12 protein-coding genes are annotated in these 13034 nt (G+C 39.5%); all 12 read right to left on the bottom strand.

Features of this window, described 5'->3' with window-relative positions; genetic code table 11:
* Positions 1 to 228 precede the first annotated feature (228 nt).
* The 12 genes from J3U36_RS08940 to flgC all read right to left on the bottom strand — a co-directional run bounded on the left by J3U36_RS08940 (position 229) and on the right by flgC (position 13030).
* Positions 229 to 1098, bottom strand: a complete 870-nt coding sequence (locus J3U36_RS08940) for a hypothetical protein (protein WP_267385886.1) — start codon at positions 1096 to 1098, stop codon at positions 229 to 231.
* 249 nt (positions 1099 to 1347) lie between these two features.
* Positions 1348 to 2217, bottom strand: a complete 870-nt coding sequence (locus J3U36_RS08945) for a hypothetical protein (protein WP_267385887.1) — start codon at positions 2215 to 2217, stop codon at positions 1348 to 1350.
* Positions 2214 to 2969 carry a hypothetical protein gene (locus J3U36_RS08950; RefSeq protein ID WP_267378611.1) on the bottom strand — a complete coding sequence of 252 codons (756 nt, stop codon included), beginning with the start codon at positions 2967 to 2969 and terminating at the stop codon, positions 2214 to 2216. The genes J3U36_RS08945 and J3U36_RS08950 overlap by 4 nt, the downstream gene beginning before the upstream one ends.
* Complete coding sequence (locus J3U36_RS08955) at positions 2966 to 5536, bottom strand: hypothetical protein (protein WP_267378608.1); 2571 nt, start codon at positions 5534 to 5536, stop codon at positions 2966 to 2968. Before J3U36_RS08955 ends, J3U36_RS08950 begins: the two co-directional genes overlap by 4 nt.
* 677 nt (positions 5537 to 6213) lie before the next feature.
* A complete protein-coding gene (flgJ, locus tag J3U36_RS08960) occupies positions 6214 to 7257 on the bottom strand; it encodes a flagellar assembly peptidoglycan hydrolase FlgJ (protein WP_267378602.1) in 1044 nt (347 codons plus the stop codon).
* A 16-nt stretch (positions 7258 to 7273) separates the two neighbouring features.
* A complete protein-coding gene (locus J3U36_RS08965; RefSeq protein ID WP_267378598.1) occupies positions 7274 to 8383 on the bottom strand; it encodes a flagellar basal body P-ring protein FlgI in 1110 nt (369 codons plus the stop codon).
* 11 nt (positions 8384 to 8394) lie between these two features.
* A complete protein-coding gene (locus J3U36_RS08970) occupies positions 8395 to 9075 on the bottom strand; it encodes a flagellar basal body L-ring protein FlgH (RefSeq protein ID WP_267349928.1) in 681 nt (226 codons plus the stop codon).
* Positions 9076 to 9096: 21 nt separating this feature from the next.
* On the bottom strand, positions 9097 to 9879 hold the full coding sequence (gene flgG / locus J3U36_RS08975; RefSeq protein ID WP_267361001.1) for a flagellar basal-body rod protein FlgG: 783 nt from the start codon (positions 9877 to 9879) through the stop codon (positions 9097 to 9099).
* A gap of 15 nt (positions 9880 to 9894) precedes the next feature.
* A complete protein-coding gene (locus J3U36_RS08980; protein ID WP_267378595.1) occupies positions 9895 to 10650 on the bottom strand; it encodes a flagellar basal body rod protein FlgF in 756 nt (251 codons plus the stop codon).
* Between the two features lie 14 nt (positions 10651 to 10664).
* Complete coding sequence (gene flgE / locus J3U36_RS08985) at positions 10665 to 11876, bottom strand: flagellar hook protein FlgE (protein ID WP_267378592.1); 1212 nt, start codon at positions 11874 to 11876, stop codon at positions 10665 to 10667.
* 16 nt (positions 11877 to 11892) lie between these two features.
* Positions 11893 to 12612, bottom strand: coding sequence for a flagellar hook assembly protein FlgD (locus J3U36_RS08990; protein WP_220216102.1), 720 nt, complete (start codon positions 12610 to 12612; stop codon positions 11893 to 11895).
* A 13-nt stretch (positions 12613 to 12625) separates the two neighbouring features.
* Complete coding sequence (gene flgC, locus J3U36_RS08995) at positions 12626 to 13030, bottom strand: flagellar basal body rod protein FlgC (protein ID WP_220216101.1); 405 nt, start codon at positions 13028 to 13030, stop codon at positions 12626 to 12628.
* Positions 13031 to 13034: the final 4 nt, after the last annotated feature.

The raw sequence follows: 13034 nt of genomic DNA on the forward strand, positions 1-13034 counted from the left end.
GCCTAGCCATTGTTGAAAGACCGTCAATAAAGACAGATTATTGGGTAATTTAACGTCATCGGCATCAAAATCGCACTGCATTCATTATTCACCGGTAAAATTGTTTATATGCCCAATAACAACAGCCAATACGTGTTGCTTGCACAAGTTTAAGACGTGGTTTAAACAGGGTGTTAGCAAAAATCCTGCCCCCTGTAAGGGGGGACATAAGGGCAATACTTAACATGACTATTTTTCCGCCCCGACTTCGCAACGAATTTTATCCCACCCTTGGTAAGGTTCGGGTTGGATATGTTTCATTGACTCAACCCGATTTTTATGTTCTTGATTATATAGAAGTCTTTTATAAGCACCAAACTTTGATCCATCTCTAATCCGTTCATCAGAAAAAGCGGCGGAAGGATAATAAAATTGGTTATATCTTAAACCTTGCCCATAATTAATATCGTCATAATCATAGGAAGCACCAAATATTACCTCGCCATTTTTTAACACAAAATAGCCAGTATTGCCCGAAATGGTAATAGGTGCATTTCTGTTTCCTGGTTTGCTATAAACTCCTTGTATTGGCGAATCATCAACACCAATAAAAAAATCGACTTCATCACCGGGTACCGCTGCCATGGGGGATACCACGGCAATAATAAAATGCCGCCCACCATCAACCGAAACGGCAAAATCGGTTAAATTTTGAGTAGGAATGGCAATATACTGCTTGCCGGGATTGTAATAGTGATATTTAGGTAAGTCATAAGCGGTATAAAACCGTTTTTGAATTAAGGTGTGAATATTATTTTTATCGTCATGAAACCAAATATGCCCACTGCAATTTTCGCCTTGCAGTTCAAGGTAGCGGTCAGCATCATAGCGGTAAATCACCTGCCGTTTGGTGCTGACATAATAGAATGAATTATCCAGCACTTCATCGTTTCGGGCAATGCTATAAAAAAGTTGATACCCGTCGCGCGGTTCGGGTTTAGGTGGTCGCAGTGGCATTGGCTCTGAACTTGGAAAAGGGGCAATGATTGATAAAATACCAATCAGTACAACTGGCACAGCAAATAACATAATACATAATTTAACGAATGTCTGTTTCATTGATAAGTTCCTGATTTGGCAGTACCTAGCCATTGTTGAAAGACCGTCAATAAAGACAGATTATTGGGTAATTTAACGTCATCGGCATCAAAATCGCACTGCATTCATTATTCACCGGTAAAATTTTTATATGCCCAATAACAACAGCCAATACGTGTTGCTTGCACAAGTTTAAGACGTGGTTTAAACAGGTGTTAGCAAAAATCCTGCCCCCTGTAAGGGGGGACATAAGGGCAATACATAACATGACTATTTTTCCGCCCCGACTTCGCAGCGAATTTTATCCCACCCTTGGTAAGGTTCGGGTTGGATATGTTTCATTGACTCAACCCGATTTTTATATTCCTGATTGTCAATAAGCCTATCATAGGCACCAAAATTAGATCCATCTCTAATCCGTTCATCAGAAAAAGCGGCGGAAGGATAATAAAATTGGTTATATCTTAAACCTTGCCCATAATTAATATACTGATAATTATAGGATGCACCAAATATTACTTCTTTATTTTTTAACACAAAATAGCCGGTATTGCCCGAAATGGTAATAGGAGTATTGTATTTTCTTGGTTCGTCATAAATTCCTTGAATTGGTGAATCATCCACACCAATAAAAAAATCGACTTCATCACCGGGTACCGCTGCCATGGGGGATACTCTGGCAATAATAAAATGCCGCCCACCATCAACCGAAACGGCAAAATCGGTTAAATTTTGAGTGGGAATGGCAATATACTGCTTGCCGGGATTGTAATAGTGATATTTAGGTAAGTCATAGGCGGTATAAAACCGTTTTTGAATTAAGGTGTGAATATTATTTTTATCGTCATGAAACCAAATATGCCCACTGCAATTTTCGCCTTGTAGTTCAAGATAGCGGTCAGCATCATAGCGGTAAATCACTTGCCGTTTGGTGCTGACATAATAGAATGAATTATCTAGCACTTCATCGTTTCGGGCAATGCTATAAAAAAGTTGATACCCGTCGCGTGGTTCGGGTTTAGGTGGCCGCAGTGGCATTGGCTCTGAACTTGGAAAAGGGGCAATGATTGATAAAATACCAATCAGTACAACTGGCACAGCAAATAACAAAATACATAATTTAACGAATGTCTGTTTCATTGATAAGTTCCTGATTTGGCAGTACCTAGCCATTGTTGAAAGACCGTCAATAAAGACAGATTATTGGGTAATTTAACTTCATCGGCATCAAAATCGCACTGCATTTTGTCCCATCCGGTATAATCATCGGGAATCGGGGGGATGGTGTCGGGAATGATTTGACTGCGACCTAATATTTTTTTATGTTGATCCCATTTAGATAACATATGTGGTGCTTTCGTGCCAAAAGGTCGTTCCGAGGCATGCAAATTGCCATCTTTAGCTAAAATAAAGGCTTGGTCATTAACCACATCGTATTGAGGGGAATCATGCTCGAGCAAATAGTATCCCAAAGCTAAATGGATGCTTCTAAAGGAACGCCCACCGTCAATAGAAGTATCAATAGCCGACAGATCTGATAAAGGAACCGAAATATAGTTTTTAGCGGGGTGACGATAGGGTTCGGTATAAATTCGTTGTGAGTGAGCCGCTAAACGATAATAGACTTGCTCTTTATCATCAATAAAATAGACTTGTCCATTACAACGGTAGCCGGTTAATAACAGATAACGATTTTCGTCAAACCGATAGACAATTTGCGAAGGCCAAACATATTTTTGCTCTTGCAAATCGGTAATGGGTGAAATAGCGAGTATGCTAAAAATATAGATAAGATAGCTGAGTACTTGCCAGCCCAAATGATATCGCTTAATGGATAACCAAGAAAAGCTTATTCCTCCAATTAAGGTAAGCAATATTGCTAGAATAATCATTTATTTCTCCTTTTGGTGATAGGTTCAGGCATTGGCCATTGTATATCTTTATCAAACATATATGGGTAGTGTTTTCTAGTAATATCAGGGATTTTAGTTGGTAAGTTGGTGACAGTATCTTTCATTAGCGAGTAAGTCCCTTCTAACGAAAAAACAAACCTAAATTCATTCACTACGCTCTTAGGTACAGTGCCTTTTAAAAGATTCATACTCTTCTTAATTCCATCAGGTAAAATACCATAGATCTGGTAGAAAATTGTTTCTTTATCTTCATTTTGACGTGACCGCCAGTCGGCATTATTAATTAGCCGATGCCAAGTTCGCTGATTGGCTTTACTTGCAATATTGACTTCGCCAAGGGCAAGGTCATACGCCATAATATGCGATGGTACCTGTTTGTGTAGGGTTATGCCAGAGTGGTGGCTGCTATCCACGGGTGTAGATGCTTGGGTTTTTACGTCTTCATAAACCCTTTGTCTGATTTCGTCTTCATCAGGAAAACACCAAACTTCAAATTTATAAGGGTCGTCGGTAAATCGGTAGTGGACAACGTTTTTCCATTCAGGGTGCTCTGCTTCTCGATCTCTTTTCCATTGGTAATGATTATCTATAACGTTTTTATAAACCATCGATCCTAACACTGACTTTTTGGGGCGATTAGGTCCCCGATATTCAAATGTATATTTCGGATAAGGCTTATAATGTTCCGATTTCTTATAATCGTTTTCGTAATGTCTATATTTATCTTGTTGGATAAACAGATCATGATAATAAATTGCTTTGGCTAACTCAGTTTGAGGGCTTTTTCCACAGCCGGTGTAGGTAATGGGGATAGGTACTTGTTCGCCATTTACTTTTAACTGCTCCTCTACTGCGTAGCTAGCATTACTGTATCGGTTAGCATCAAAAACACTATCTGACCCTGTTTCTGTTGGTGAATAAAGCCCGGATTGTTGATCTTGTTTTAATCGTTCTAAGTCTTCGTCATTTATTTTGTATTGAATAATGAGTTTACTTTTGAGTATATCGTAATAGCCGTTATGATAACGACCGTTTTTAACCGGATTATGTTGATTAATTAGCGAAATTTCATCTTGGGTTAAAAAGACTCTCGTTGTAATTTTATTATCATTAACAATTTCTAAATATCTGTTGTGCAAAGCTTTTCTATCAATATAGTTGGGCAAATCAATCTTGAATGTTCCACTGGGTCTAAAAAAAATAAACTTATCAGGATTTTCACCCACCGGAAAACCATGCCCAAAGGCGCGTTGCCTTAAGTTGTCCCCACACTGTTTAAAAACGTAGTTAGGTATGCCTTGCCAACCCATTCCTTGAATACTTTTTAACGAAACGACCTGATCATTAGGACTAAAGTAGTTATACACTTTACCGAAATTGTCACGCCAATATAGCGGATTGGTAAAATCGTAATCAGGCGTGGTAGGATTGAGTAAATCGGGTTTTGTTGGGGGCGATGCCACGTATTTTTCGATTAATACATTAGGATCTTTAAACGTCTTTTTCCGTAAACTTTGTCCTTTTTCGATAGCATCTACAAAATTGATAAAGGTTTGTTCCCGCGCTTTGTTGGTTTGTACTGCCATGCCATGTTCTTTTGATTGCCCTTCTAAAAATGTGCCATCAAACGCATACGGTGAGTGAGCCATAATCACGCAGTCTGCCGGTAAGTAATCCTCGTCTTTAAGCATTAGATTAGCTAACATAGTAATAATGGTGCCTTGGCTGTGGGCAACAATATTAATTGGTGCATGTTTTAATTTGTCATCATCCCTAATATTTTTTATTAAGTTAGCTAATCGATAAGCAGCGAATACCATATAAATTCGGTGCGGATTTTCATAAGCTTTTGACCCTTTCGGTGACCCTAATGTAGCCACAAAATTTGTCATAGACGTTAAACCGGGACCGTACATATCGGGTATGCAGGTGGTGGCGTCAGAAAACGGTCCACCATTACGCGTAAAAAGGTTGTCGATCCAGTTACCAAATTGATCACTGCTTAATTTGGAAAAACCAAACATGTCTTTTAGTTCTTTGGTTTCACGTTCAACCCAATAAGCATCATAGGGTAGTTCGGCTTTTTTGTCTTCTTTTAGTCGTTCTTCGTACGCCTTTTGTTCAGCGTAATAAGTATCAATATCAACCGGTCGATACCCCCAGTAAAAAGGGATAATTGGCGAGTTACCTTTGTGTTTTTCCTCACGCGGTTTTAATGGCACCTTAATTATCTTGGGTTCTGTCCATTCTGTAAACATTTGCATTCTGGGCGAAAAATTTTCATGGTCGGTTTGCGTCCATTTCCATTTATTGGGTTTTAAATCGTTACGTCCTAACCGTTTGTTTAACCCCGCACAAATGCCTTTATCTAAATTAGGAAATGCTTCGCCTACATCGTTAACGCCGTGAATTAAAATAACAATACATGGCAATGGTGCAGGTACATCAACGACGTGGGTTTTCATGACATCAGTCGAATTTGCCGGTACTCCAATTACGCCTTCAACAGTGGCAATGACATCATCATAGCTATTTTTATCCGTCATAAATTAACTCCTTGGGTAATCTTTTTACTATAATTGATTTATTTTTGTTATTGTTAATTTTGATTTTTTCACTATTTAATCCATGAGCTGATGTTCTATACCATTGATAAAATACGTAATGCCATTGAGTGGATTGTTTAAGACTATTGGTATTTTTATTGAGTTTTTTCAACCAATTTTTAAAAAGGGTTGTTTTAACATGATTGATTGATAAAACGCGAAAGGTGGTTAGTTTTAGGGGTAACCTGTTATGGTTAATGACAGACATGATTAAAATCGACAATTGCTTAAAATTAACAATGGTGAACAAATTGTGATTAAGCGACAAAACGTTGATTAAAAAATTTTGCTTGTTTATTGTCGATTTCCTTGTGTTCATTGTGCATTCCTTTGGTGTTCGATAGTGATAATTTTTTACCGAATCATATCACTATCAGTATAAAAATTAGTCTAGTTAAAATACGTCTTTTTTTTCAACAATGCAACTTTTTTTTGATTAAAATTATCGAGATAAGTGATTAAATAAGGTGAGCAGCTTGTTAGCAATCAAGGTGATCGCTAACAATATAAGGCATTTATGACTATGCGATTATTGCATTTATAAACAACCCATATTGTGTTTTAAAAAAGGTTGTTAATTGTAAAATGTTACCCGTTAGATTGGTTCTTTTAGTCAATCAATTAAACATAATTCGTTTAAAACTTGTTATATGGGTGGTGGGGTGTGTTTGAGCAATTTGTTCTATACGGGCAATAATTTGTATGAGCTTGTCACTGTAGTTGGGATCGGTTGCGTATTTGGCTGCTTGTAATGCCTTGGCAGCGGTTCTTGCATCAGGTGCTTTGACCACCGCTTGGTAGCGAGGGCTTTGGGTTAATAGATTGATATAGTCAGTTAATGCATGTTGTTTACTGGTATAGACTTTAAAATTATCTTGAATTTTTATCATTCGGTCATTGATAAATTCTTGTGTTGTTAAGCGAGTCGCATTACCTTGCCATGTCGGCGTGGCTTTGATACCAAAGTAATTATGGCTTGATTGGTTATCTGCGGTTTTAATCAGTTTTTGTCCCCAACCTGTTTCTAATGCAGCTTGTGCAATGATAACTTCGTAAGGTATACCTGAACTTTTAGAAGCTTGTTGAGCAGGAATAAGCCATTCTTTAATAAATGCGGTTACATGATCTTGATTTGCTTTATCGGCAGGGTTTAACGATGTGATTTCTGATGCATTTATTTTTGAAGCATTATCGATTTTATGGCTATGATAAAGCATTTGTCCTAATGCTTCAGGCGTAACAGTCGCTGATGCGTTGCTAAATAAAGATTGTGCAAGTTTAAGGTTAGGTTGTTGCGACGATTTTTGGGGTGGAATAGGAATATTGCCCGATGACGATACATTGGGTGACAAAGGTTTGCCATGCGTGAGTTGTTTGGTAATGATATTAGCAAGCCCCAACCCTTTACCTGCTGCTTGCTGAGCAATTTGCTGATCAAACATCGAGGTAAAGAGTTGTGTTGCAGGTTGATTGAATAATCCACTGTCTGGCACTGCTTTACGCATTGATTGCATCATCATATTAATAAATAGCGTTTCAAATTGTTCGGCAACTTGTTTAATACTTTGGTTAGTCCCTTTTGCCACATTGCGCTTTAATTGATTTAGTCCATTTACATCATAGGCAAAACGGTGAACAGATTGATTAATCAGATTATTCATATTCTATTTTTTATATCTAAATGGTTTCTAACGAAGCATGTAAGCAACCGGCTTTTTTAAGTGCTTCAAGGATTGACATTAATTCGGTCGGATTGGCACCCAATAAGTTGAGCGATTTAATCACACTATTTAAATTCACCCCTGCGGTGACTTTTTGCAATGCACCACCTTGCTCTTCAACCGCAATTTGTGTTTCAGGTGTGACCACTGTTTCCCCACCCGCTAAAGGTGTATTGGGTTGGCTAACTTTGAGTTTGTTATTGACGACAACCGATAAGTTACCATGTGCGACAGCGCAGTTATCCAACTGGACTTTTTGATTCATGACCACAACCCCAGTACGAGTATTAATAACAACTTTTGCTGAGATCGGCGTTGCACCAATTTCAAGATTTTGTATTCGTGATAATAATTTAACCCGTTCTTGGCTGGTAACAGGCATTTTGACTGTCACCGTCGTACCGTCCTGTGCCACCGCGGTGTTTTTTTGTAATTTATTAATTGCTTCGGAGATTTTTAAGGCTCGAGTAAAATCGAATTGATTCAGATGTAGGTGAATAATGTCTTGTTCATCTAATCGCATGTCTAATTCACGTTCAATCGTTGCACCATTCGGGATTGTCGCGCCAGCTAATTGATTGACACTTACACTACTTCCGCCACTACTTGCGCCCATTCCGCCCAGAAAAAGATTACCTTGAGCAATCGCATATACTTGGTTATCTGCGCCTTTTAATGGCGTCATAATTAATGTGCCCCCTCGTAAACTTTTGGCATTACCTAGTGAGGATACCACGACATCTATTTGTTGTCCTACTCGTGAATAAGCGGGTAATTTTGCTGTGACCATAACGGCGGCAACATTTTTAAGTTGCATATTGCTGCCTGTTGGAACAGTAATGCCTAATTGAGACAACATATTGGTGATACTTTGAATCGTAAACGGTGTTTGCGAGGTTTGGTCGCCCGTTCCATCAAGTCCCACCACAATGCCATAACCTACTAACGCATTATCACGTACCCCTTGTATGGTGACTAGATCACGGATGCGTTCAGCGTAACTATAAGGTATCGCTAAAATCATCATTAAGATAAAACAGATAAGAGTAGGTAATTTTTTTATCATGCTAAGACTCGTTAAAACGGTGAAAGATTGAGAAATAAACGCTGTAGCCAACCCATTGTTTGTGCTTCATCGATGTAACCATTTCCGACATATTCAATACGGGCATCGGCTACTTGTGTTGAGATAACGGTATTATTGCCGCTAATTGTTCGAGGGTTAACTACACCTGAAAATCGTATAAATTCCGTTCCTTGATTTATCGCAATTTGTTTTTCACCAATGACTTTTAAATTGCCGTTTATCATTACATCTTGTACGGTGACAGTAATAGTACCGCTAAAGGTATTTTTAGCGTTTGCTCCTCCAGATCCTTTAAAATCATTACCGCCAGACATGTCTGTTTCGACTTTTCCACGTCCAACCAGTCCATCTAAAAAAGTGGGCACAGCTTTTACCCCTAAATTCAGTGAACTGTTACGTCCGGCATTGATTGATGAGCTTTTGCTGGCACTGACGTTTTCTTGTAATACTATGGTTAGCACATCGCCAATATTGCGTGGACGGCGATCTTCAAACATGGGTTGATAACCAAAATTACTTGGTTGTGCTGCTTGATAGATAGAGCCGCTGGTGTTAACAATTTCTGGCATTTGCGGAACGATACTCGTTTCACCTTTGACTAATGGCTTTTTCGGTAACTGTGCGCAATTCACTAAGCACAGCGCAGCGATCACGATATACAGGGATTTCATCACGTTTATCATGGTATTAATTTATAACTGATTTAATCGTTGTAGCATCTGATCGGATGCCGAAATTGCTTTACTGTTAATTTCATAAGCACGTTGTACTTGAATCATATTTACCAGCTCTTCGGCAACATTGACATTCGATGTTTCGGTATAACCTTGGTATAGCAATCCTGCACCATTTAGGCCGGGGGTGTTTTCAGTCGGCGCACCAGAACTTTCGGTTTCTAAGTAAAGATTTTCCCCCATGCTTTCAAGTCCTGCATCATTAATAAAGGTGTGTAATGTCAGTTGACCTACTTGTACTTGCGAGGATTGATTGGCAAGGGTGACATTGACAATACCATCACGCGCGACCGTCATTTTAATTGCATTTGCGGGAATATTAATGGTTGGTTGAATTTCATACCCGTTGGCGGTGACGAGTTGTCCATTTTGGTTAACTTGAAATGCGCCACTACGAGTATAAGCTTGGGTTCCGTCGGGTAATAGCACTTGGAAAAAGCCTTGTCCATTAATAGCAATATCACTACTGTTGTCGGTTAATTCTAAATTACCTTGGCTGTGAATTCGTTCGGTGGCAACCGGTCTTACCCCTGTGCCAATTTGTAAGCCTGACGGTAAGGTAGTTTGTTCTGAAGATTGTGCGCCCGGTTGGCGAACGGTTTGATAGAGTAGATCTTCAAATACTGCTCTTTGCCGTTTAAAACCACTGGTACTGACATTGGCTAGATTGTTGGAAATAATATCCATATTCATTTGTTGTGCGGTTAAACCGGTTTTGGCAATCCAGAGTGATTTAATCATTGGTGATACTCCTAATTAAGTCAGTGATAATATTTGATTCGCTTTTTGAGCATTTTCGTCAGCGGTTGTGATCCCTTTCATTTGCATTTCAAAATGGCGAGAATGGCTGATTAAATCAACCATTGCGACAACGGGATTAACATTACTGCCTTCCAATACGCCCGACATCAATTTGGCATTGGGATTATCGGGTAATACGGCGCCACGGGCATTGCGTGTCTGTTCAGTCAATTGAAACAAGCCATTATCACCGCGAGTTATTTCGTTGGGTTTAAGTTGGACTTTTTTAATTTTACCCACTTGGGCTATGGTGGTTGGTTTATCACCTGCGCCTAAAGCTGATAAAGTCCCGTCTGAACTGATACTGACTTTTGATTGTTGCGGAACAGTTAGTACACCGCCATCACCCATTAAAGGGTATCCTTGCACACGCAATGTACCTTCTTCATCAATTTGGATCGCACCATTACGGGTATAAGCCTCACTACCATCGGCAAGTTGTACCGCTAACCAGTTATCTTCGGCTAAAGCAACATCTAATTCTCGACCAGTATAATTAAATGCCCCCATACTGGCATCAAATGTGGGGGTAGTTGCTGTGACCATTGTTCGGGTTGGCATAGTGCTGCCAACAATAGGTACCGCTTTCATTGCGGCTAATTGGGCACGAAAGCCTGATGTTGAAACATTGGCTAGGTTATTACTGGTTATTGCTTGCCGATGAAGAGTCTGACTTGCTGCCGACATGGCTGTATAAATAACGCGATCCATAATTTATTCCTTAATTAACGCAAGTTAACCAATGTGTTAAGTATCTGATCCTGCGTTTTTATGGTTTGTGAATTAGATTGATAATTGCGTTGGGCAACAATCATGTTGACTAATTCTTGACTCATATCCACATTGGATGATTCTACTGCACCGCTGGTCAATGCGCCCATCGTACCTGAGTTTGCAATACCTAATACTTCAGCGCCGGATTGAAGTGTTGAACGCCAATTGTTATTGCCTGCTGACTCTAGTCCGTTTACATTGGCAAAATCCGCCATCGCAATTTGACCTAACAACATGGTTTGTTGGTTAGAATAGATACCGTAAATCGATCCATCATTATTGATGTTGTACCCGACTAAATCCCCCGGTGCATAACCATCAACGACAGGGGTTTTGATACTGCCCACTTCTTTGCCCATATTTTGTTGAGAACTATTAGCCAGTGATAGTGTAAAGGTGTTGTCAGCCGAGCCATTAATACCGTTAATATTTATGGTCATTTCTGGATCACTGATTAATTTACCGGATGAATCAAATTCCATTTGCCCCATTTTTTGTAATGTTGCATTCGGGTCGCTACTATCGAGATAATGCACATCCCATTGATTATCGGCTGTTTTGACATAAAACAGTTGTACATTACGTTGATTACCGAGCGAATCGTAAGTTGTCAGCGTTGTTGAGTAGTTGAACGTATCGGCATCAAGTGCATTAATAGGCTGTTTTTCAGGTACGGTACTATTTGAGTTTAAGTTAGTTTGTAATGATGCTTTTGTTGTTGCGGCAGCATTTAACATTTCTTGCGAAATTTTAAGCGGCCCCGGTGCTGCACCTTGTGCAATTTGTGGCGGTGTGCCGGTGGCTAAGTAGCCAGTGAGTTGCAAACCATCCGCCGAAATGATGTTGCGCTCGGCATCTAATTGAAATTGACCATTACGGCTATAATAAATTTGTCCACTACTATCCACTAAGCGAAAAAAACCATTGCCAGAAATAGCAACATCTAAACTATTGTTAGTGGCGGTTGTTGTTCCGTCACCAAAATTTTGCATGACGGCTGCAACTTTCACACCCATACCAACTTTTGATCCGGCATACATGTCGGCAAATGAGATACTCGCACTTTTAAAGCCAACGGTTGCAGAATTGGCAATATTATTACCAATGACGTCTAATTGTTTTGATGCAGCATTCATGCCGCTAATTGCTTGAGAAAATCCCATTTGAATTTCATCTCCCTTAAAGAATTTGACGTACTTCGTCAATACTAATTGAACCAAGTATTCCTAAATCGAGTAATACTTTATTATTAACTTTACTGTTTATCACACCATAGACAACCGAATAGCCAAGTGACGTTGAGGATACTTTTTGCCCATCGTAACTGGCATTGACCGAAAAGGTATAACTACCATCTGGTGCGGTGGTGCCATCGTTTAGCTGACCGTCCCAAGTGAAGGAGCTAACCCCAGCAGGAATCGAACCTAAATCGACTTCACGTACGACATTACCATTTTCATCTAAAATCGTAATGATGACTGAATCAGCATCACGCATTAGCTCAAAACCAAATGGTGTGGTAATGGTTTCGGTTTCGTTATCAGTACCTTCAAGCTCAGAGGTCGCCACTAAAATTTTATTGCCAGGTACCATTACCCCTTTACCAATCATATTGCTGGCATTGACCGATAAACTATCATCAATTTGCCCAGACACCATGCCTAGCGTGGTATTTAATCTTTCAATCCCCGCTAATGTGTTAATTTGAGCAAGTTGCGAGGTTAATTGGCTATTATCCATTGGATTGGTTGGATCTTGATTCTTCATCTGGGCAATCAGTAACGTTAAAAAGTTATCTTGTAATTCTTTACTCGAATTGCCATCAGTTGTACTTTTTTGTTTGGTTTGAACACCGTTTACGCCTACCGATTCGGATACAGACACATTTGTTACACCCATCTCTCACTCCTTGCTATTGACCTAATGTCAATGTTTTTAACATTAGGCTTTTGGCGGTATTAATGACTTCGACATTGGCTTGATAGCTGCGTGATGCTGATATGGTGTTGACCATTTCGGCAACAACATCGACATTGGGTTTTTGGATGTAACCTTTCTCATCGGCTAATGGATGATGTGGCTCATAAACTAAGTTCATGGGTGATGGGTCTTCAATCACTTGGGCGACTTTAACGCCAGCAATACTATTTTGCTCACCGTTATTATCCACCTGAAAAATAACTTGTTTTGCTTGGTATGCTTTTCCTGATGTGCTGGTGATGCTGTCAGCATTCGCTAAATTACTGGCGCTGACATTCATTCGCTGAGTTTGTGCCATTAAGGCCGAGCCAGAAATTGCAAAAATTGAAAAACTCATATTG

This window comes from Gilliamella sp. B3817 (genome assembly GCF_026536705.1).
In the GTDB taxonomy this organism is placed as follows: domain Bacteria; phylum Pseudomonadota; class Gammaproteobacteria; order Enterobacterales; family Orbaceae; genus Gilliamella; species Gilliamella apicola_I.